At 66.3% G+C, this 20,160-nt stretch carries 20 protein-coding genes; 13 read left to right on the forward strand and 7 right to left on the reverse strand.

Annotation, left to right across the window (positions count from 1 at the left end):
* Position 1 precedes the first annotated feature (1 nt).
* Entirely contained in the window at positions 2-301 is a 300-nt protein-coding gene (locus FG91_RS17450; protein WP_037517511.1) for a hypothetical protein, read from the reverse strand.
* 214 nt (positions 302-515) lie between these two features.
* Between FG91_RS17450 and FG91_RS17455 the strand changes: the two genes are divergently transcribed.
* The 8 genes from FG91_RS17455 to trhO all read left to right on the forward strand — a co-directional run bounded on the left by FG91_RS17455 (position 516) and on the right by trhO (position 8,953).
* Entirely contained in the window at positions 516-2,612 is a 2,097-nt protein-coding gene (locus tag FG91_RS17455) for a malate synthase G (protein WP_037517513.1), read from the forward strand.
* The gene (locus FG91_RS17460; RefSeq protein ID WP_161785675.1) at positions 2,609-2,968 is read left to right on the forward strand and encodes a GFA family protein; all 360 of its coding nucleotides are present in this window, start codon (positions 2,609-2,611) and stop codon (positions 2,966-2,968) included. Before FG91_RS17455 ends, FG91_RS17460 begins: the two co-directional genes overlap by 4 nt.
* 208 nt (positions 2,969-3,176) lie before the next feature.
* The gene (locus FG91_RS17465; RefSeq protein WP_037517516.1) at positions 3,177-4,148 is read left to right on the forward strand and encodes a magnesium transporter CorA family protein; all 972 of its coding nucleotides are present in this window, start codon (positions 3,177-3,179) and stop codon (positions 4,146-4,148) included.
* Between the two features lie 19 nt (positions 4,149-4,167).
* Complete coding sequence (locus FG91_RS17470; RefSeq protein ID WP_052187831.1) at positions 4,168-4,857, forward strand: hypothetical protein; 690 nt, start codon at positions 4,168-4,170, stop codon at positions 4,855-4,857.
* An 83-nt stretch (positions 4,858-4,940) separates the two neighbouring features.
* Positions 4,941-5,435: a hypothetical protein gene (locus tag FG91_RS21130; RefSeq protein ID WP_052187832.1), complete on the forward strand. Its 495-nt coding sequence runs from the start codon at positions 4,941-4,943 to the stop codon at positions 5,433-5,435.
* Positions 5,436-5,464: 29 nt separating this feature from the next.
* Complete coding sequence (locus FG91_RS17480; RefSeq protein ID WP_037517518.1) at positions 5,465-6,088, forward strand: DJ-1/PfpI family protein; 624 nt, start codon at positions 5,465-5,467, stop codon at positions 6,086-6,088.
* A 95-nt stretch (positions 6,089-6,183) separates the two neighbouring features.
* The gene (locus tag FG91_RS17485; protein WP_037517519.1) at positions 6,184-8,199 is read left to right on the forward strand and encodes a GMC family oxidoreductase N-terminal domain-containing protein; all 2,016 of its coding nucleotides are present in this window, start codon (positions 6,184-6,186) and stop codon (positions 8,197-8,199) included.
* A gap of 28 nt (positions 8,200-8,227) precedes the next feature.
* Positions 8,228-8,953 carry an oxygen-dependent tRNA uridine(34) hydroxylase TrhO gene (gene trhO / locus FG91_RS17490; RefSeq protein ID WP_081940660.1) on the forward strand — a complete coding sequence of 242 codons (726 nt, stop codon included), beginning with the start codon at positions 8,228-8,230 and terminating at the stop codon, positions 8,951-8,953.
* Positions 8,954-9,092: 139 nt separating this feature from the next.
* Here trhO and FG91_RS17495 read toward each other — a convergent pair whose 3' ends face one another.
* Together FG91_RS17495 and FG91_RS17500 are read right to left on the reverse strand one after the other, a co-directional pair.
* Positions 9,093-10,427: a caspase family protein gene (locus tag FG91_RS17495; protein WP_052187834.1), complete on the reverse strand. Its 1,335-nt coding sequence runs from the start codon at positions 10,425-10,427 to the stop codon at positions 9,093-9,095.
* A gap of 15 nt (positions 10,428-10,442) precedes the next feature.
* Positions 10,443-11,069, reverse strand: coding sequence for a class I SAM-dependent methyltransferase (locus tag FG91_RS17500; RefSeq protein WP_037517522.1), 627 nt, complete (start codon positions 11,067-11,069; stop codon positions 10,443-10,445).
* A 93-nt stretch (positions 11,070-11,162) separates the two neighbouring features.
* Between FG91_RS17500 and trxB the strand changes: the two genes are divergently transcribed.
* A complete protein-coding gene (trxB, locus tag FG91_RS17505) occupies positions 11,163-12,128 on the forward strand; it encodes a thioredoxin-disulfide reductase (protein ID WP_037517524.1) in 966 nt (321 codons plus the stop codon).
* A gap of 80 nt (positions 12,129-12,208) precedes the next feature.
* On the opposite strand, the gene FG91_RS17510 is transcribed toward trxB, so the two are convergent.
* Genes FG91_RS17510 through FG91_RS17525 form a run of 4 tightly spaced genes read right to left on the reverse strand, consistent with a single transcriptional unit; the run spans position 12,209 to position 14,893 of the window.
* Positions 12,209-13,006 carry a hydrolase 1, exosortase A system-associated gene (locus FG91_RS17510; protein WP_037517527.1) on the reverse strand — a complete coding sequence of 266 codons (798 nt, stop codon included), beginning with the start codon at positions 13,004-13,006 and terminating at the stop codon, positions 12,209-12,211.
* On the reverse strand, positions 12,991-13,659 hold the full coding sequence (locus FG91_RS17515; protein WP_037517531.1) for a hypothetical protein: 669 nt from the start codon (positions 13,657-13,659) through the stop codon (positions 12,991-12,993). The genes FG91_RS17510 and FG91_RS17515 overlap by 16 nt, the downstream gene beginning before the upstream one ends.
* Before the next feature lie 14 nt (positions 13,660-13,673).
* Positions 13,674-13,940, reverse strand: a complete 267-nt coding sequence (locus FG91_RS17520; protein WP_037517533.1) for an acyl carrier protein — start codon at positions 13,938-13,940, stop codon at positions 13,674-13,676.
* Positions 13,937-14,893 (reverse strand): GNAT family N-acetyltransferase, encoded by a 957-nt coding sequence (locus FG91_RS17525; RefSeq protein ID WP_235212084.1) that lies wholly within the window; start codon positions 14,891-14,893, stop codon positions 13,937-13,939. Before FG91_RS17525 ends, FG91_RS17520 begins: the two co-directional genes overlap by 4 nt.
* Positions 14,894-14,967: 74 nt before the next feature.
* On the opposite strand from FG91_RS17525, the gene FG91_RS17530 reads away from it, so the two are divergent.
* From FG91_RS17530 to FG91_RS17545, 4 genes are all read left to right on the forward strand, one after another.
* Positions 14,968-16,500 carry an acyl-CoA ligase (AMP-forming), exosortase A system-associated gene (locus FG91_RS17530; RefSeq protein ID WP_037517536.1) on the forward strand — a complete coding sequence of 511 codons (1,533 nt, stop codon included), beginning with the start codon at positions 14,968-14,970 and terminating at the stop codon, positions 16,498-16,500.
* Complete coding sequence (locus FG91_RS17535) at positions 16,497-17,726, forward strand: pyridoxal-dependent decarboxylase, exosortase A system-associated (protein WP_037517538.1); 1,230 nt, start codon at positions 16,497-16,499, stop codon at positions 17,724-17,726. The genes FG91_RS17530 and FG91_RS17535 overlap by 4 nt, the downstream gene beginning before the upstream one ends.
* A gap of 173 nt (positions 17,727-17,899) precedes the next feature.
* Entirely contained in the window at positions 17,900-18,556 is a 657-nt protein-coding gene (locus FG91_RS17540; RefSeq protein ID WP_037517541.1) for an XrtA/PEP-CTERM system exopolysaccharide export protein, read from the forward strand.
* 48 nt (positions 18,557-18,604) lie between these two features.
* A complete protein-coding gene (locus FG91_RS17545) occupies positions 18,605-20,146 on the forward strand; it encodes an XrtA system polysaccharide chain length determinant (RefSeq protein WP_037517543.1) in 1,542 nt (513 codons plus the stop codon).
* Positions 20,147-20,160: the final 14 nt, after the last annotated feature.

Genomic DNA, 20,160 nt, shown 5'->3' on the forward strand with positions numbered 1-20,160 from the left:
CTCAGACCGCGAGCAGCGGCGTGTCTTCCTCGCGCGGCGGCGCGGGTTCGAAACCGGGCAGGGGATCGAATTCCTCTTCGCTGAGCTCGATCGACGCGAGGCCGTCGAGCTTGAAGTGGCCGAGCCGCGGGTCCTCGTCGGACCGCCAGCTCTTGTTGAGGTTCAGTGCGCTGATGAACAGGTCGCCGCGGCGCTCGAACAGCAGGTGCGGCGCCAACGTCAGCACCTGGCCGTTATAATGCGCCGTCACCAGCCTTTTGCGGGCGATGGCTTCCATCAGTTTCAGTCGTGTGTCGTCCATGGTTTCAGAGCCGTTCGGGGGAGAAAGGTTTTATTGTGCAATGCAGCATAATCACATGCGGGCCCGGTGGGCAAGTGCCGAAAGTCCGCACAGCGGCTGAAAACCTATGCGCGAAACACCGCCCATTGCCAATCGAAACCAATCGCGGCATAGGGCGACGGCCCTTTCCTCCCCGGGTCCACTGGCGCAGCCGCGCCGACCAGAGGGTGCTTGCATGACTGAATTTCTCGATCGCTCCGGCCTGTCCGTCGATTCGCGACTGGCCGACTTTATCGAGCAGCGCGCGCTGCCGGGGACGGGGCTCGACGCCGCCAAATTCTGGAGCGATTTCGCGGGGCTGCTCGGCAAGTTCGCGCCGGAGAATGCCGCGTTGCTAGCGAAGCGCGAAGATTTGCAGGCGCAGATCGACGCCTGGCACGAAGCGCGCGCCGGACAAGCGCACGACCCGCAAGCCTATCAGGCGTTCCTTCGCGAGATCGGCTATCTCGTCCCCGAACCCGCGGCCTTCAAAGTCGGCACGCAGAATGTCGATCCCGAAATCGCGACGATGGCGGGACCGCAGCTCGTCGTGCCCGCGCTCAACGCGCGTTTCGCGCTCAACGCCGCGAATGCGCGTTGGGGCAGCCTCTACGATGCGCTCTATGGCACCGACGCGCTCGACGCGCCGGCTGCGAAGCCCGATGGCTACGACGCGGAGCGCGGCGCCGCGGTGATCGCGCGCGCCAAGGCCTTCCTCGACGAAGCGGTGCCGCTCGCGTCGGGAAGCTGGGCCGACTGGCAGGGCGAACAGCCCGTACTCGCCGATCCGGCGCAATGGGTCGGCAGCAAGCCCGGCGGCATCCTGCTCCGCCACAACGGCCTGCATATCGAACTGGTGATCGATCCCGCGAGCGCGATCGGCAAGACCGACCCCGCGGGCATCGCCGACGTCGTGCTCGAAGCCGCGCTGACGACGATCATCGATCTCGAGGATAGCGTCGCCGCGGTCGACGGTGAGGACAAGGCGCTCGGCTACACCAACTGGCTCGGCCTGATGCGCGGCGACCTCGTCGAGAGCTTCGCCAAGGGCGGGGCGACGGTCACCCGCGCGATGGAGGCCGATCGCGAATGGACCTCGCCGTCGGGCGAGGCCTTCACCCTCCACGGCCGCAGCGTGATGTTCGTGCGCAACGTCGGTCATCTGATGACGACCCCGATGATCAAGCTGCCGAACGGCGCCGAAGCGCCCGAGGGCCTCTGCGACGCCGTCATCACCAGCCTCTGCTCGCTCCACGACCTCAAGGGCCTCGGTAGCCTCAAGAACAGCCGCGCGGGCAGCATCTATATCGTGAAGCCCAAGCAGCATGGTCCCGAGGAATGCGGCTTCACGAACCGGCTGTTCGACGCGGTCGAGGATATGCTCGGCCTCGCGCGCCACACGATGAAGGTCGGTGTGATGGACGAGGAACGCCGCACCAGCGCCAACCTCGCCGCGTGCATCCACGCCGTGAAGGACCGCATCGTCTTCATCAACACCGGCTTCCTCGACCGCACCGGCGACGAGATCCACACGTCGATGCGTGCGGGTCCGATGATCCCGAAGGGCGAGATGAAGGCGAGCGACTGGATCGCGTCCTACGAGGACCGCAACGTCCGCATCGGCCTTGCCTGCGGGCTGTCGGGCAAGGCGCAGATCGGCAAGGGCATGTGGGCGATGCCCGACCTGATGCGCGCGATGCTCGACGCCAAGGTCGGCCATCCGAAATCGGGCGCGAACACCGCATGGGTGCCGTCGCCGACCGCCGCGACGCTTCACGCGCTGCACTATCATCAGGTCGATGTGTTCGCGCGCCAGAAGGAAATCGCGGGCGAGGCGGTGCCGGCGCTCGACCGGCTGCTCAACATCCCCGTCGCGGCGGGGCGCAACTGGAGCGACGCCGAAGTCACCCGCGAACTCGATAACAATTGCCAGGGCATCCTCGGCTATGTCGTGCGCTGGATCGATCAGGGCGTCGGCTGCTCGAAAGTGCCCGACATCGACGACGTCGGGCTGATGGAGGACCGCGCGACGCTGCGCATCGCCAGCCAGGCGCTCGCCAACTGGCTGCTCCACGGCGTCTGTACCGCCGAACAGGTCGACGCCGCACTGACGCGCATGGCGGCAAAGGTCGATGCGCAGAACGCCGGCGATGCGCTCTACGAAAAGCTGACCCCCGACGGCATCGCGTACCAGGCGGCGCGCGCGCTGATCTTCGAGGGCGTGACGCAGCCGTCGGGTTATACCGAACCGCTGCTGCACAAATATCGCCAGAAGAAGAAAGCCGCGGCGTGAGCTTGGCCGCCGCATGCCTTTGCGGCGCGACCCGATATATATTGGCAGAGCCGATCGGCGACGTCGTGCTCTGTCATTGCCGCCAGTGCCGCCGCGCCAATGGCGGGGCGTTCAATGTGGCGGTGCTGGCCGAAACGGCGAATGTGCGGTTCGAGGCCCGCGACGCCGTGCGCGAATTTGAAAGCTCGCCCGGCAAGTATCGCGCTTTCTGTTCGCGCTGCGGTTCACCCGTTTATAGTCGCCGCGACGATTTACCCGGCGTTCTTCGGTTGCGCGGCGGGTTGATCGACGACCTGCCGCCGCCGCGCCGGTTGACCGAAGCATATCGTGAGGACGGCTGGGACTGGCTGGCCTGACCGCTGCGCGCCCATGAATTGACAGCGCAAACCCGCGGGCGCATAGCGCCGCCCGCCGGAGCGCGACTCCGGCATCAACCCAAGGACCGAAAAATGGACCCCGACAGTAGACGTCGTACCATATGTCCGGCAGCCACGGCGGTCCGTCAGGGGTAATCTCCTGCGCATCTCCTGACGCTGGCGGACGCCAGCATTCAGGAGACACTCCATGTTCAACGCTTTCGTTCGCGAGGCCGATCGCCTCGTCCGCGCCGATATCGGCGCGGCAAACCCGCCCGCCATCCTGTGGGCGGACATCGTCCATCCGACCGCCGACGACGCCGCAAATGCCGCCGCCTTGCTTGGCATTTCGATTCCGACGCTGCCCGAAATGCAGGAAATCGAACCCTCGGCGCGGCTTTACGAAGAGGTCGGAGCGCAGTTCATGACGGTGCCGATTGTCGTCGGGCTCGACGGCGATGCGCCGCGCCTTGCGCCCGTCACCTTCATCCTCGGCGCGGCGAGCCTCGCGACGGTCCGCCATGCCGAGGCGGCGCCGTTCGAACAGGTTGTCGCGCGCCGGCTGCGCAGCAACGGCGCGACGACCGCCGAAACGCTGATGCTCGACCTGATCGAAGCGATCGTCGACCGCGTTGCCGACGTGCTCGAACGCAGCGCGCTCCACTGCGATACGGTTTCGCGCGACGTCTTTGCGCGGAAAGCGGCGGGCGGCGGCACCGAAGGTCCGGCGCGCGACCTCGAAGCGATGCTCGGCCGCATCGGGCGCGAGGGCGACCTGCTCACCAAGCTGCGCGAATGCCTCGTCGGGCTCGCGCGAATGCTGTCCTACCACAGCACGCGCAGCGAAGGCAGCGCGCGCGAGGCGCGCGTGCGGCTCAAGACGATCCAGCGCGACGTGCAGGCGCTGACCGATCACGCAAGCTTCCTGTCGGGCAAGATCAACTTCCTGCTTGATGCGACGCTCGGGCTGATCAACCTCGAGCAGAACCAGATCATCAAGATTTTCACCGTCGCCGCGGTGGCTTTCCTGCCGCCGACGCTGATCGCGTCGATCTATGGCATGAATTTCGACATCATGCCCGAACTGCGCTGGCAGTACGGCTACCCGTTCGCGATCGGGCTGATGCTCGTATCGTCGATCCTCCCCTTCGCCTATTTCCGCAAGCGCGGCTGGCTGTGATGACGGCGGGAGACAGACGATGCGGATCATCGAATTCCGCCTGCTGCCGGGTCTGGCAGCTGCGAGCGTAATCGCCACGCCGCTGCCCGCGATCGCGGCGGGCGGCGCGCATGGTGTTGACGACGCTGCCGTCGAAACCCCCGGCGCCTGCCATCTGGAAAGCTGGGTCAGCGACCTCGGCGGCGGCGAGCGCCTCCTCAACTTCAGCCCCGCCTGCACGGCCGAAGCGTTGCCGACGGTTGAAATCGGCGGAACTGTCCAGCGGGTCGGCGTTCCCGGCGCGCGCCGCTGGCTTGCCGGACCCGCCATCAAATGGACCTTGCACGAGGGCGGCCGCGGCCCCGCGGTCGGCCTTGCCGGATCGGCGTTGATCGACCCCGGTTCGGGGCATATCGAAAACGCGGCGCTTCTGGTGCCCGTGACCTTTCGGCCGGCGGACAGAATCACGGTCAACCTCAACGCCGGCGTCGGGCACAGCCGGGGCGAGGGCGCGCATCCGATCTACGGCGCGCAGGTCGATGTCGCGGCGGCGCAAGGGGTCGCGCTGATGGCGGAGATTTTCGGACGGCCCGACCAGCGGCCCGCGCTGCAGGCGGGGATCCGATGGACCTTCGACCGCGACCGCATCGATCTCGACCTGCTCGCCGGCCGGCAGGGCGGGGCGGCGGGCAACGGGAGCCTCACGCTGGGGGTCACAATCCGGCGATAGCGGATCGGCGATCGCCCGAAGCGGGCTTGCTGCGCGCGGCGCGCATGTGTTAGAACATATAAAGAACATCTTTGGAGATGCCCATGTCCGCCGCCGTCGATCCCGCGTACCGCCACTATCCGAAACTTGCCGAATTTCGCGAACGGGTCGAAGCAGGCGGCGCGGCGCTCAAGCTCTATCACCTGACCGCCGCCGATGCGCCGGTGCCGGACGAAGTGGCGAAGCTCTGCGCCGACTGGTTCGCCGAACAGGCATCGGCCGTCGTGGCACCGGGCGATTGCGGCTTCGTCATCCTCCACCGCTGCGGCGCCGATTTCTATTTCCTGCTCGTGTCGGTGTGGCGCGGGTCGAACGAACTCTGGGAGGCCGTTTGGTATCGGCACGGCGACATGCCCGCCTTCGCGCCGTTCGATCCGGCCTATCCGCCGGAAGGGGGCGCCCCGCGCCCGGCCTTCTGCGTCTGGGAGCTCGGGATCGTCGCGCACGAGAGCGCGGCATGGGGCCGCTATCTCGCGTCGCCGCGCGACGACACCGCGCGGTCGCGCTGGGTTGATGATATCTTCGAAGGCGCTGTATAGGCGCCGCTCGTTTCAAGGGGAGTTTTGACGTGCAGATTGCGGTGCTGACCTTCGACGGCTTCAACGAACTCGATTCGTTCGTTGCGGCCGGAATCCTGAACCGTTTGCGCGGGCAGGGCTGGGAAGCGCACATCACGTCGCCGACGCCGCGCGTGACCTCGATGAACGGCGTGACGATCGAGCGTCAGCAACCGCTCGACTTCGCGGCGAAGGCCGACGCGGTGATCATCGGCAGCGGGATCAAGACGCGCGAGATCGCGGCGGACCCGCTGATGCTCGGCCGCATCCGGCTCGACCCGGCGCGCCAGCTGATCGGCGCGCAATGTTCGGGGACGCTGCTGCTCGCAAAGCTCGGGCTGATCGGCGCGCTCCCCGCCTGCACCGACCTCACGACCAAGCCGTGGGTGATCGAGGCCGGAGTCGAGGTGCTCGACGCACCCTTCGTCGCGCACGGCAATGTCGCGACCGCGGGCGGCTGTCTCGCGTCGCAATATCTCGCCGCGTGGATCATCGCGCGGCTGGCCGGGACCGCCGCGGCCGAGGAAGCGCTGCATTATGTCGCGCCGGTCGGCGAGAAAGCGGACTATGTGACACGCGCGATGGCGGCGGTGCGGCCGTTCCTTGCGGAAGAAAATCTCGCGCGCACCGCCTAGGGTCTGGACCCTAACTGGCGATCCCGTACAATACAGCTTGCCCCGGCCTGCTATAATCCGGCATTTTGCGGCGTACGCAAACTGGGGGCAGGGCGATGACGGCACCGTTTAATTTCGGGCAGCTCAAATTTCTGAAGGCGCTGACCGAAGCGCTGTTTCACGAAGCCGAGATGGTGATTTCGGCCGATCAGGTCGTCGACAATGTCTGCGATCTGTTCGAAAAGGTCGGCGGGACCAAGCTCGACGAGATCCGCCTGTCGCTGACCGCGACCGAACTGGTGCTCGGCGGCCCCTTCTTTACCGAGAATGATGTCGCGGACCGCGCCGAGCGGCTGAAGGACCGGCTGCAGGACAGCCAGATCGACCTGTTCCAGGACATGGCGCGGCTGCGCGGCGTCATCTACGCCTGTTACTATGGGCACTGGCAGCCGGGGCTCGAACCCGGCGACCAGGGTGCCAACGCCGCCAATCCGGTGCATCGCCAGATTGGCTTCACCCTCCCCAAATTTCGCCAGCGCGGCAGCGATGATGTGCCGCTGGAGCGGATCCACGGGCGCGAGATCGACCCCGCGCATATCCTCGATGCGTCGAGGGTCGAGGAGGAATATGATGTGATCGTCATCGGCTCGGGCGCCGGGGGCGGGGTCGCGGCGTATAATATTGCGGCGCAGGGCTATAAGGTGCTGATCGTCGAGGCGGGGCCTTTCTATCCCTCGCACGACATCACGCATCACGAACTCGACATGATCGCGAAGCTCTACAAACATGGCGCGCTGCAAACCTCGACCAACCGCGATTTCGTCGTGTTCCAGGGACGCTGCGTCGGCGGATCGTCGACGATCAACAACGGCATTTGCCTGCGCGTCAACGAACCAGGGCGCACGCACCCCGATGCCAAGGATGTGCTCGCGAAATGGGCCGCCATCGGCGCCCCGATCGATGCTGCGGCGTTTCATGCCAGTTATGATTCGGTTCGCGACAAACTCGGCATCGCGCCGATCGAACCGCGCAGCGGGCGCCACAACGGCCCGCATCTGATCGAGGGGTGGCGCAGCTATGCGGCGGGATCGACCAACCCGCGCGACAGCGGAGCGATCGCCGACTGGTTCGCCAAGAATTTCGGCCCGCCGAACACCGCCAGTGCCTGCGCTTATTGCGGCTATTGCAATTCGGGCTGCGCCTATGGCCGCCGCATGGGCATCGCGCAAACCTATCTGCCCGAGGCGTGCCGCGATTTTGGCGCGCGTATTCTGCCGAACACCAAGGCCGAACGGATCATCTGGCAGACCGCCTATGACGGCCGGCGTGAGGCCGAGGCAGTGAAATTGGTCCTTCCCGATGGGGCGAAGACGCTCGTCCGTGCGCGCGTCGGTGTCGTCGTCGCGGCAGGCACGATCGCCTCGTCGAAGCTGCTCGACCGCAGCGACATCGACGGCACCGGCTATCAGGTGTCGCTCAACGTCGCTTCGCCGGTCGTCGCGCTGATGCCCGATGGCGCCGGCGGCGATGCGTGGGACGAGGATCAGATGTCGAGCTATGTCGACTGCGGCGATTTCCTCCTCGAAAGCCATTTTCAGCCGCCGATGTCGATGGCGTCGCTGATGCCTGGCTGGTTCGGCGACCATGCGAGCCGGATGAAGAATTTCGGCCGCGTCCATTCGGCGGGCATCCTGTTTCCCGCCGACCGCCGCGGGCAGATCGTCGATGGCAAGCTGAAGTTCAGCCTCGACGTGGACGACGATATCCCGGTGCTGCGCGATGCGATGGCGACGCTCACCAAGGTCCATTTCGCCGCTGGCGCGCTCGAATGCTATCCGGCGCTGGCCAAAGGGCAAAAGATCACGCCCGACATGGATGTCGACGCCTTTTTCCGCGATGCGATCCGCGAACAGGATGATGTCACGCTGTCGAGCAGCCACCCGCATGGCGGCAATGCGATCAACGAGGATCCGGCGTACGGCGTCGTCGACCTCGACTGCCGCGTCCACGAAACGACCAATGTGTTCGTCACCGACGCGAGCACGTTCCCCAGCTGCATCCGCGTCAACGCGCAATGGACGACGATGGCGATGGCGCAATATGCGACCGGGCGCGGCGATCCCTTTCGCTGAGGCGCAATCGCGCCTACATGGCGCCCCCATGTTCCAGGTTGCCGCCCTTTATCGTTTCGCATCGTTCGACGATCCCGCCGCGCTGCGCCAGCCGCTGATCGACCTCTGCGCGGCAGAGGGCGTGATGGGCACGCTCCTCCTCGCGCGCGAAGGCATCAACGGCACGATCGCCGGAACCGAGGCCGGGATCGTCGCGGTGCTCGACCATATTCGCGGCCTGCCCGACTGCGCCGAACTCGACGTCAAATATTCGACCGCCGCCGAGATGCCGTTCCAGCGGATGAAGGTGCGGCTGAAAAAGGAAATCGTGACGATGAAGGTGCCGGGGCTCGACCCCGCGCGCGATGCGGCGCCCTATGTCGATCCCGCCGACTGGAACGCGCTCGTCGACGATCCGGGCACCGTGCTCATCGATACGCGCAACGGCTTCGAGGTCGGCTATGGCAGCTTTACGGGCGCGGTCGATCCCGAGACCAAAAGCTTCGGCGAATTCCCCGACTGGTGGCGCGCCAACGCCGATCGCTTTGCGGGCAAGCGCGTCGCGATGTTCTGCACCGGCGGCATCCGCTGCGAAAAATCGACCGCTTTCCTCCGCCATGAGGGCGTCGAGGACGTCGTCCACCTGAAGGGCGGCATCCTCGCCTATCTGGAGCAAGTGCCCGAAGCCGAAAGCCGCTGGCACGGCAGCTGCTTCGTCTTCGACGAGCGGGTGAGCGTCGGGCACGGGCTGGTTGAGGTCGGCGAGAAGGAATAGGCCGGGGACTGTGGGCTGGTGAACGGCTATTCCCTACCTTTCGTCATCCCGGACTTGATCCGGGATCCATCGCAGCGCTGAAGTCATGGACCCCGGATCAAGTCCGGGGTGACGATGATGGATAGGGCGCCCTCGGCCGCTAGCTGACCGTCAACGTATAAGTCACCTTGTAATCGCTCGCGTCGCCATCAAGCGTCCTGGTGTACGTCCCTGACGCATCGCCGATATCGATCGTCCCGATATTGTCGCTGCCGCCAATGTCGTCGAACTCGCGCAGCTGGAAACTTACCGGCTGGTCGAACTCGAAACGCTCGGGCACTACCCAGCTCTCACCCTTTTTGATCGAGAATATCTCGCTCTTGCCCTCGGGAAAGCGCTGCCCCGTGTTGAAGCGCAGGAACAGCTGGTCGGGGAGGCCAAGCCCGAGGCGCCCGGTCAGCTTGACGCATTCGACGCGGATGTTCGACAGCGTGAATTTCCGCGCCGCCGGTCGCGCCACGGGGGCCGGCTCCGTCATCGCTACCATCGTGACGGGCGGGATGACCGCACCGGGATCTTTCTCCAGGCGGGTGATATTCTCGCCTGCTTGCGCGGCATATTTGCCCGCCGGAAATTCGGCGAGATAGGCGCTGAAGGCACGGACGCTGTTTTCGGCCATCGCGCCCTTCCACAGCAGCTCCTCCAGCCCGCTACGGTTGCCCGATGCTGGCGCACTCGCCGGCGTCGTGCGCGGCACCAGATAGACCGGCGTCCCGGTGATGCTCGCGCTCACGAACGGCCGCTGGCTGCCGCCGGTCGCCTGCAGAACATCGTCGCGGATCAGGCCGCCGAGCAACTGCACCGGCATATCGGGTTGCGGCAGGCGCTTCGCAAGCGACGTCGCGAAAGGCGAATTGCCGCTTGTCCCGTCGGCCGCGGTCTGCCCCGGCGCGGCGGCGAAGATGACGAGCACATCGTCGGCCTCGACCCCCGCCAAGCCATTGACGACCGCGCGCGTTCCCGACCGCCACGAGCGCCCGAACGGATTATTACGGCACGAATCGAGCACGACCATGCGAATCTGCGCCCCCGACACCGATTCCATCAGCCGGTCGAGATTGATCGCCTCATAGGGCAGGTCGAGATCCGATTTCAGCTGCGCGTCGGTCGGGATCAGCCAGTTCTTGCCCTGCGCCTCGATCCCGTGCCCGGCATAATAGACCATCGCGACCTCGGCGCCGTCGGCCTTGGCGCGAAAATCGCGCATCGCCTTCTGGAAGTCGTTGACCGCGAGGTCGGCGGCGATCGTCACATCGTCGAACCCCGCCTGGCGTGCCGACGCCGCGATGATCCTGATGTCGTTCGCCGGGTTCACCAGTCGGCTAGTGTTCGCATAATCGCCGTTGCCGATGATCAGCGCGACCTTGCGCGCTTCAGCGTCCGTCGGTGCGAGCAGGAAAAGGGCGGTGAGCGCGATTAGCCAGATTCTCATCATCTCTTTATCCTCTGGTCAGGAAAGCGGGCGAGCGGCTCCATATTCGTACCAGCCGAACGGGCGCGGCGTTTTCGGGATATAGGCGGCCGCCTGCCGGTCGACCGAAAACCCGGCCTTTTCATAAGCGCCGCTGATCGGCCGGGTCAGGTGGCAGTTGCCGCCAATCCGCTTCCACACCGGCTCGATCCGCCGCTGCCATTTCGCCACCCCGGCGTCGGGCGCGGCGCCATGTTCGAGGAACAAGGCAGTTCCGCCTGGCTTCAGCACGCGGCGGATCTCGCTCAGCACCGCAGCCTGATCGTGAACCGAACACAGCGTAAATGTCGTGACGACCGTATCGAACTGCCCGCTCTCGAACGGCATCGCCTCGCCGACTCCTTCGCGGATATCGGCGTCCATCCCGCGCGCTGCTGCCGCCGCGACGCTCATCGCGAGCAGTTCGGGCGAGGGGTCGAGCCCGCTAAAGCTCTCGATCTGCCCCGGCCGGTAGAATTCCATGTTGATCCCGCCGCCGCAGCCGAGCTCGAGCACATGGCCGCGCGCATGCGGCACCACCTTGCTGCGGACCTTCATGATCTGCCCCTGCGAACAGGCGCATTTGATCAGCCGCGGTACTCCGTGACGTTCCCACCAGCTTGCCATTCGCCAGTCTCCCCTTGGCGCGGAAGGTGACCCTTGCTAGCGCGGTTGGCAACACCCATCTGTGCGGGTCCGCACAGCCTTTGAAAGATCGTCATGCCCAGCGTCCATCACACCAAGATGCTCATCCTCGGTTCCGGCCCCGCCGGCCTGTCGGCCGCCATTTACGCCGCGCGCGCGGGCATGATGCCGATCGTCGTGCAGGGGCTGCAACCCGGCGGCCAGCTGACGATCACCACCGACGTCGAAAATTACCCCGGCTTTGCCGAGGTGATCCAGGGTCCGTGGCTGATGGAACAGATGACCGCGCAGGCGACGCATGTCGGCACCAGCATGATCTGGGACACGATCGTCGACGTCGATCTGTCGCGCCGCCCGTTCAAGCTGACCGGCGACGGCGGCGATGTTTACATGGCCGAAACGCTCGTCATCGCGACCGGCGCGCAAGCGAAATGGCTTGGCGTGCCGGGCGAGCAAGAGCTTGGCGGGAAGGGCGTCTCGGCGTGCGCGACGTGCGACGGCTTCTTCTATCGCGGCAAGAAGGTCGTGGTGATCGGCGGCGGCAACACCGCGGTCGAGGAAGCGCTCTACCTCACCAACCACAGCGAAGACGTGACGCTGATCCACCGCCGCGATCATCTGCGCGCTGAAAAGATTTTGCAGGACCGCCTGTTCGCCAATCCGAAGATCAAGGTCCTCTGGAACAAGCGCGTCGACCGTTTCGTCGCGGGTGAGGGCGTGTCGGGGCTGGTCGGCGTCGACCTGATCGACACCGAAACCGGCGAGGCGAGCTTTGAGCCCACCGATGGCGGCTTCGTCGCGATCGGCCACAGCCCGTCGACAGAGCTGTTCAAGGGCAAGCTGCCGCTCGATGCCGATGGCTATCTGGAAGTGACGCCGGGCACGTCGCTGACCGCGATCCCCGGGGTGTTCGCCGCGGGCGACGTCACCGACAAAATCTATCGCCAGGCGGTGACCGCCGCGGGCATGGGCTGCATGGCCGCGCTCGACGCCGAACGCTTTTTGGCCGAAGCCGAATATCACGCGATGGCGGACGCCTGACAAAACGTCGTCCCAGCGAAAGCTGGGACCGCGGGCGTTCATTGACGACGATGGCGATCCCAGCTTTCGCTGGGATGACGCTATGGTTTGAGAGCCGCCAATATCCGCTGAAACAACCAGTCGGCATCCTCCCCGGCGAAGCTGTGCGACGCGCTGCCGAGGCGCTCGACTGGAACGCGGCCCAGCGCTGCAGGGCAATTCTCCACGAACGTCTGGGCCGTGCGGTCGCCGGTCGCGAGCAGGATCGTAGCGGGTGTGTCCAGCCCTGTGATGGCCCGGTCAAGGCGCGCCGCGAGACTATCGGGCGCGGCGGGGGCGGCGGTCGCCTTCAGCGCCGAAAGCCCGCGGAACAATTTGCGGAAATCCACCTCGCCCTTGAGCAGCCGTAGCAGGCTTTTCGGATCTTTCAGCCGCGACAGGTAACGCGCCCTGATCGCCGCGGCAGGGGGCAGCGCGGACCCATCGGCTTCCTCGGCTTCGCCGTCATAAGTCCACGGATTGGCGACGATCAGCCCATCGAGCGCCAACGGCTGGTGCAGCAACAACGCGCTCGCCGCATCGCAATTGCCGAAGGCGACGATGCGCGAGACATGCGGCGCCGCCCCGCGAAACGCCGCAATCGCCGCGCCAATATCGGGCCCGCTGCTCTCGAACCCGCCGTTCGCGCCCTCGCTGTCGCCGATCCCGCGCCGGTCGAAACGGAACACCGGATGGCCCGCGTCGGCGATGCGTGCCGCCAGCATCGCCATGCCGCGATGCGCCCCGCTGCGGATTTCATTGCCGCCCGACACGATGAGCAGCCCCGTCGAGCCCGCCGCGTCGTCGAGGCTCGCGGCGAGCATCGCGCTGTCGCAGGCAAAGCTCAGCTGATGCCGCATGTCTTGCTCCATGCGGAAATATCGGCGGCAATCGCAGCCGCCATCGCGGCATCCTCGCCCGGCTCGGCGCGCAGCCACAGCGGCGTTCCGGCGATGCCGTCGGCGCCGAGGCTGATGCTCCGTAGTGGTTCCACCACCTGCGCCTCGCTCGTGCCGAGCTGCGCGACCATTTCGGGGGACAATCGGTTGCCCGCGACGAGCAGCGGCTTGGTTTTCGCCTCTTCCTGCAAACTTTCGAGCGATGACGTCAGCCCGGCCTCGCGGTCGGCGCTCACCCGCGCGCGCATCAAGGTGCGGAGCAGCGACGTTCCGCCGACGGGCGCCAGCCGCCACCAGGCCGCGGCTTTCACCCGGTGGTCGATCAACACCCCGCCGCGAACCGCGGCGACAAGGATCGGGCCATCGATGTCCGCCGCAACCTCGACAAGCGCATCCTGCCAGCGCGCCAGATCGACCTGCTCCAACGGAACAAGGCTCTCATTCTGCCCCGGCAGGTCGGGCAGCACCGCCGCAAATCCCTCGGCCGCCAGCGCGCGCATCGCGAGCACCAGGGTGCGGCGCGTGCGGTTCGCTTCCTCGAACAGCGGCGGGACAATCAGGACAGTGGCGCGGGGCGTGCCCGCGGGGTCGATGCGCAATCGATGTTCGCTCATGCGCGCATCCGGGGTCAGTCGGTCACTTTGCGCAGCGAAAAGGCGAGCAAATTACCATAAGTTTCAAAGATTTCGCCGTCGACTTCATCATCGTCGATGACGATACCCAGCCGGTCTTCCATTTCGGTCAGCACCGTCGCGACCGCCATCGAATCAAACTCGGGAAGTTCGCCGAACAGCCCGCTGTCCTCGGTCAGCGCCGCAGCGCGCGCTTCGCCGAGTCCAAGCACATCGGCGAGCAGGGCGCGAAGGGTGGCGTCGACGGTGTTGGCTTCGGTCATGAGTCTTTCCTGAGCAGCGAACGGGCAAATGCCTTCAATGCCGGTCCCCATGCCGCGACGCGCGACGGATTGAAAGCCTCGATGCGCCACAGCGGGTCGTGCCGGTTCATCCAGTCGCGCTTGTATCCGTCGTTGCCGGTGCCGAAATCGACGCGCTTCACGCCGTCGACCTCGATCACATGGCGGAACAATGCGGCCGACAGCAGGGTGCCGGGCGACGCTTTCAGGCTGTCCTCGACATGCGCGAGCTTGTGGATGAAGGCGGTGCCGTCCTCGACGGTCCAGAACTGCGCGGCGACGGGGATTCCGTCGATACGCGCGATTCCCATGCGCAGGCGTCCGCCATCGCCCTCGCCCTCGGCAAAGGCGCGCAGCAGTGCGGGGTGGCCTTCTTCAGGCTTCCAGCTCGCGGCATAGATTTGTTCGTAAGCCGCCCAGCTTCCCGGATCGAAATCGGTGAGCAGCTGAATATCGACGACACCCTTCTTCGCCTTGCGCTGGACGGTATTGCGCAGCGCGCCGGGCCGGCTCGCCCACCAGGCGTCATGGTCCATCTCGCCAAGGTCGAGCCAGTGGCGATCGCCGGTGGGCGTTTCTTTCACCCACCAGCCCGCAGCGCGGAGTGCGATGGCAAGTTCGGCAGTTTCGGCGACGGGGTAGAGCGTCAGGCGTGCAGCGTTCCGGCGAAGATCGGCAAAGAGCGCCCTCAAGGCGTCGCTTCGCTCGCCGTCGCCGGCGAAGAGCGGGCGGATCGAAAAGCTGTACCAATTGGTCAGCCCCGCGAAGTCGCCCGGCTTCTCGACCCGCAGCGGCAGCCATGCCGTCGTCGAACCGGCGCCGCCATGCGCATCGAAACGGCCCCGGCCGCCAAAGCCATGAGCCTCGAGCAGGTCGAACCACGCCGCGCGGTCGAACGGCGACGCAAAACCGGCCGCGCGCGCTGTGGCGGGCAACCGCTCATCATTAGCGTGATGTTCACCGTTCCCTTGCATGGTGCCGCCCTCTATCACTCCAGTCCTAACAGCCGATGACCAAAGCCGAAAACACATCTTCCAGGCCGATCGACCATCTCGCCCGCCGCGGCGCGCCGGATGCGGCTGCGCTGCTGATCGGCGACCGGGTCACGACATATGCCGATCTCGACGCCGGCGTCGGACGGCTGGCGTCATGGCTGCTCGAACAGGCGGGCGGCCCGGGCGAGCGCGTCGCCAGCTGGAGCGCGAAGACGCGGCTGGCGTGCCTGATGCCGCTCGCCGCGGCGCGCGCGGGGTTGATCCATGTGCCGGTCAATCCGCTGCTCAAGGGGCCGCAGGTCGCGCATATCCTTTCCGACAGCGGGGCAAAGCTGCTTGTCACCAATGGCGCGCGCGCCGAGATGCTTGGCGATGGCCTGCCCGACGAATGTATGGTGCAGGATCTGAAGGTCGGCGAGGAAGTGATTGATTCGAGCGGGCAGGGGCTGCCCCCGTCGATCGCCGAACCCGACGATCTCGCCGCGATCCTCTATACCAGCGGCTCGACCGGCCGGCCGAAGGGCGTGATGCTCAGCCATGCGAACCTGTGGCTCGGTGCCGAAAGCGTCGCCTCCTATCTCAAAATCGTCGCCGATGACCGCGTGCTCGCCGTGCTGCCGCTCAGCTTCGATTATGGCCAGAACCAGCTGCTTTCGAGCTGGTATGCGGGGGCCGCGGTCGCACCGCTCGATTATCTGACCGCGCGTGACGTCGTGAAAGCGGTGGCGCGGCACAAGGCGACGACGCTCGCGGGCGTGCCGCCGCTCTGGGTCCAACTCGTCGAAGCCGAATGGCCTGCCGACGCCGCGGCGCATTTGAAACGGCTGACCAACAGCGGCGGCGCGCTCACGCCGTCGCTGATCGACGCGATGCGCAGCACATTCCCCGAGGCCGACATCTATCCGATGTACGGGCTAACCGAGGCGTTTCGTTCGACCTACCTCGACCCGAAATTCGTCGCCGACCATCCGACCTCGATGGGCCGCGCGATCCCGCATGCCGAAATTTTGGTGTGCCGGCCCGACGGTACGATCACCGCCGACGAGGAACCCGGCGAACTCGTCCATTGCGGCCCGCTCGTCGCCAAGGGCTATTGGCGGGACGAGGAACGTAGCGCGCAGCGTTTCAAACCCGCGCCGCGTGCGTCCGAATATGGCGGGATGGCGGTGTGGTCGGGCGACACGGTGCGCCGCGACGCCAATCATCTCCTCTATTTCGTCGGCCGCGACGATGCGATGATCAAGACCGCGGGCAACCGCGTCAGCCCGACCGAGGTCGAGGATGTCGCGGTCGCGTCGGGGCTGATCTACGAAGCCGTTGCGTTCGGCGTGCCCGATGCGCGGCTCGGCGCCGCGATCATCCTCATCGTGCGCGGCAAGGATGGCGTCACCGACGAGGAAGGGCTTTCGGGCTATCTTCGCCAGAATCTCCCCAATTTCATGCAGCCGCAGGCGATCGAATGGCGCGACGCCTTGCCGCGCAATCCCAATGGCAAGCTCGACCGGGTGGCGATTGCCGCCGATTGGACCAAGGAGTTGACGGCATGAAGCCCCATGGTCCGATCCCGCCCGGCTTCCGCGCCGATGTCAGCGGGATGTTGCTCATCGGCGGCGACCGCGCCGAGGCGCTCGCCGACGTCGCGGGCGACACCCCGCTGTTCGCCTATGACAGCGCGATGCTCACCGCGCGCGTCGCCGAATGGCGCGCCGCGATGCCAACCGGGGTCCAGCTGCATTATGCGATGAAGGCGAACCCCTATGCGCCTTTGCTCGCCTTCATGGCGCGGCTGGTCGACGGGTTCGACGTCGCCTCGGGCGGCGAACTGAAAGCCGCGCTCGCCAGCGGGATGCCGGCGGGCGACATCAGCTTTGCCGGACCCGGCAAACGCGACCGCGAACTCGAAGCGACGATCACCGCCGGCGCGACGCTCAACCTCGAATCCGCGGGCGAGGCCGAACGAGCGCTGTCGATCGCCGAGCATCTCGGCCTCACACCCAGCCTCGCGGTGCGCGTCAATCCCGACTTCGACCTCAAGGGGTCGGGCATGAAAATGGGCGGCGGCGCCAAGCCGTTCGGGGTCGATGCCGCCGAGGTTCCGGCGCTCGTCCGGCGCCTGATGGACGCCGGTGCCGACTGGCAGGGTTTTCATATTTTTGCGGGATCGCAGGCGCTGGACGCCGCGGCCATCGCCGAGACGCAGGCGCAGACGGTGGCGCTCGCGGCGCGGCTCGCGAACGAGATCGGGGAGACCCCGCCGCTCGTCAATCTTGGTGGCGGCATGGGCGTGCCCTATTTCCCCGGCGACAAGCCGGTCGATGTCGCCGCGGTCGGGGCGGCGCTCGGCGAGACGCTGGCGGCGCGCGATCCGGTGCTTGCAAAGAGCCATTTCGCGATGGAGCTCGGCCGCTGGCTCGTCGCCGAGGCGGGCGTCTATCTGACCCGCATCGTTGACCGGAAGACCAGCCATGGCGAAACCTTCCTCGTCACCGACGGCGGCCTCCACCACCAGCTCGCCGCGAGCGGCAATTTCGGCACCGTGATCCGCCGCAATTATCCGATCGCGGTCGCGGGCGCCTTCGGCGCCGAGGCCGAAGAGACGGTATCGGTCGTCGGCTGCCTCTGCACCCCGCTCGACCGCCTCGGCGACCAGGTCGCGCTGCCGCGCGCCGAGGTCGGCGACCTGATCGCGATCTTCCTCGCCGGAGCCTATGGTGCGAGCGCCAGCCCCGCGACCTTTCTGGGGCAGGGGCCGGCGCGCGAAATGCTCGTCTGATACGCCTGAATCTGTTCCTTATCGGGACATCTTCCGACAAGCGCGGTCCAAACTTAGTTCAATACTAACATTATGTTCACCCTTTTCGAGCAATGGCGGAAGCTGACGCAATGGCTGTCGCCGCGGAGTTTCCGGACCGCGGTTCCCCTGACGGCTCGAAAGGTTGATGGATTATGGCTTCGTTCCCCTCGCTCCGCATCGCGCGCACCGCGCTCGTTTCGGGCATCGCCGCGACCGCGCTGACGGGCTGCATGGGCGCCGGCGGTAACGCGCCGCAACTGCCGAGCGCGAACTTCGTCCAGAACCAGGAAGGGCCGGGCGAGGAATATATCATCGGCCCGCTCGACGAGCTTCAGATCTTCGTGTGGCGCAACCCCGAACTCGGCGGCAAGGTGCAGGTGCGCCCCGACGGCCGCATCACCACCCCGCTGATCACCGACATGCCCGCGGTGGGGAAAACCCCCACGATGCTGCAACAGGACCTCAAGCTCCAGCTCAGCCAATATATCACCGACCCGATCGTCAGCGTGATCGTCACCAGCTTCAACAGCACCTTCTCGCAGCAGGTGCGCGTCGTCGGCGCGACCGAAAAGCCCGCGTCGATCCCGTTCCGCGCCAACATGACCGTGCTCGACGCAATGATTGCAGTCGGCGGTCTCGGCGAATATGCCGCTGGAAACAAAGCGCGACTCGTCCGCTTCGACAAGGGCAGCGGCAAGCAGCAGGAGTTCGGCCTGCGGCTTAATGACCTGATCAAGCGCGGCGATATCAAAGCGAACGTGCGGCTGCAGCCCGGCGATGTGATCATCATCCCCGAAAGCATGTTCTGATATCGACCGGCCGCCACCCACCCATCTCCCAAGGATAGATTGCGAGCGATGACCAGCCTTTACGACGAATTCAGGGTAGCGCTGCACAGCGTCTGGACGCGCCGGTGGCTCGTGCTGGCGGTGGCGTGGGGCATCTGCATCCTCGGCTGGCTCGCGATCGCGTCGATCCCCAACCGTTATGACAGCCGCGCGCGGCTGCTCGTCGACGTCAACGAAATCCTGCCCGACGACGCGCAGATCGGCGGCGGACGCCCGCAGATCGACCAGATCCGCGAAACGCTGACCAGCGCGCGCAACATGGAAAAGGTCGCTGCGACGACCGGCCTGCTGCCCGCCGGCGCGAACGAACGCGAAAAGGCCGGCGCGGTCGGCATGCTGCAAAAGAGCATCAAGGTCATCCCGCAGCAGGACAATATCTTCGAAATCACCTCGAGCGTCGCGGTCGGCAGCCTCTCGGACGCCGACAATGCCAAGCTCGCCTCGGGCGTGCTCGATAGCCTGATTACTGTGTTCCGTGACGACCAGCTGCGCGGCGGCCGGATGAACGCGCGCGAGGGCCTGAAATTCCTCGACGCCCAGATCGCCGACCGCGAAAAGGCGCTGCGCGAGGTCGAAGCGCGCCGCGCCGCGTTCGAGGCGCAGAATATCGGCCTGATCCCCGGTGGCAGCGGGTCGCCGGCGCAGCGCGTCGAAGCCGCGCGAGCCGAACTCGGCCAGATCGATTCGCAGCTCGTGTCGGCGCAGGCGCAGCTCGCGGCGGCCAACGGCCAGCTCTCCTCGACCCCCGCGACGATCAACATCCCGGGCATGGGCAGCGTCGGCGGCGGCGTCGCGCGCCAGCAGCTTGCCGGCGCGCAGAATGAACTCTCGTCGATGCGCGCGCGCGGGCTGACCGACGCGCACCCCGACGTCATCGCGCTGAAAAGCCAGATCGCCTCGCTGAAGGCCATGGCCGACCGCGAAGGCGCGGGCGGCGGTGGCGGCGGCAATTCGCAGAACCCCGCCTATGCCTCGCTGTCGGCGATGCGCGCCGAGCGGCAGGCGACGGTCAGCGCGCTGTCGTCGCGCAAGGCGCAGCTCACCGGCGACATCGCGAAGATCACCTCGCAGCAGATCCAGAATCCCGGCATCGCGGCCGAATACGACCGGATCAACGGCGAATATACCGCGTTCAAGGCGCAGTATGACAAATTGCTCGCGCAGCGCGAGCAGGTCCGCATGCGCGGTGAGGTGCAGACCGAAACCGACGCGATCAAGATCGAACTGCTCGATCCGCCGTCGAAACCGACGAGCCCCGCGGCGCCCAACCGGCCCTTGTTCCTGACGCTCGTGCTGCTCGCGGGCATCGGCGGGGGTGGCGGCGCGGCGTTCGGTCTCGGTCAGGTGCGCACCAGCTATGCGACCGCGGCGAAGCTCGAACGCGCCAGCGGCCTGCCGGTGATCGGATCGATCACCGAAGTCGTGACGCCCGACCGCCATCTCGACCGGCGCAAGAAACTCGTCTGGCTGGCGAGCGGTGGGGGCGCGCTCGTCGGGCTCTACGCCTTGCTGCTGGTCGCCGAATTCATCCAACGCGGCATGGTTGCGTGACGGGGGACGATGAC

Source organism: Sphingopyxis sp. LC81, from assembly GCF_000756375.1.
Lineage (GTDB): Bacteria > Pseudomonadota > Alphaproteobacteria > Sphingomonadales > Sphingomonadaceae > Sphingopyxis.

Bases quoted from the DNA above. Each gene is read 5' to 3' on its own strand.
- FG91_RS17450 (WP_037517511.1), bottom strand. From the start codon at position 301: ATGGACGACACACGACTGAAACTGATGGAAGCCATCGCCCGCAAAAGG.
- FG91_RS17455 (WP_037517513.1), top strand. From the start codon at position 516: ATGACTGAATTTCTCGATCGCTCCGGCCTGTCCGTCGATTCGCGACTG.
- FG91_RS17465 (WP_037517516.1), top strand. From the start codon at position 3,177: ATGTTCAACGCTTTCGTTCGCGAGGCCGATCGCCTCGTCCGCGCCGAT.
- FG91_RS17470 (WP_052187831.1), top strand. From the start codon at position 4,168: ATGCGGATCATCGAATTCCGCCTGCTGCCGGGTCTGGCAGCTGCGAGC.
- FG91_RS21130 (WP_052187832.1), top strand. From the start codon at position 4,941: ATGTCCGCCGCCGTCGATCCCGCGTACCGCCACTATCCGAAACTTGCC.
- FG91_RS17485 (WP_037517519.1), top strand. From the start codon at position 6,184: ATGACGGCACCGTTTAATTTCGGGCAGCTCAAATTTCTGAAGGCGCTG.
- trhO (WP_081940660.1), top strand. From the start codon at position 8,228: ATGTTCCAGGTTGCCGCCCTTTATCGTTTCGCATCGTTCGACGATCCC.
- FG91_RS17495 (WP_052187834.1), bottom strand. From the start codon at position 10,427: ATGATGAGAATCTGGCTAATCGCGCTCACCGCCCTTTTCCTGCTCGCA.
- FG91_RS17500 (WP_037517522.1), bottom strand. From the start codon at position 11,069: ATGGCAAGCTGGTGGGAACGTCACGGAGTACCGCGGCTGATCAAATGC.
- trxB (WP_037517524.1), top strand. From the start codon at position 11,163: ATGCCCAGCGTCCATCACACCAAGATGCTCATCCTCGGTTCCGGCCCC.
- FG91_RS17510 (WP_037517527.1), bottom strand. From the start codon at position 13,006: ATGCGGCATCAGCTGAGCTTTGCCTGCGACAGCGCGATGCTCGCCGCG.
- FG91_RS17515 (WP_037517531.1), bottom strand. From the start codon at position 13,659: ATGAGCGAACATCGATTGCGCATCGACCCCGCGGGCACGCCCCGCGCC.
- FG91_RS17520 (WP_037517533.1), bottom strand. From the start codon at position 13,940: ATGACCGAAGCCAACACCGTCGACGCCACCCTTCGCGCCCTGCTCGCC.
- FG91_RS17530 (WP_037517536.1), top strand. From the start codon at position 14,968: ATGACCAAAGCCGAAAACACATCTTCCAGGCCGATCGACCATCTCGCC.
- FG91_RS17535 (WP_037517538.1), top strand. From the start codon at position 16,497: ATGAAGCCCCATGGTCCGATCCCGCCCGGCTTCCGCGCCGATGTCAGC.
- FG91_RS17540 (WP_037517541.1), top strand. From the start codon at position 17,900: ATGGCTTCGTTCCCCTCGCTCCGCATCGCGCGCACCGCGCTCGTTTCG.
- FG91_RS17545 (WP_037517543.1), top strand. From the start codon at position 18,605: ATGACCAGCCTTTACGACGAATTCAGGGTAGCGCTGCACAGCGTCTGG.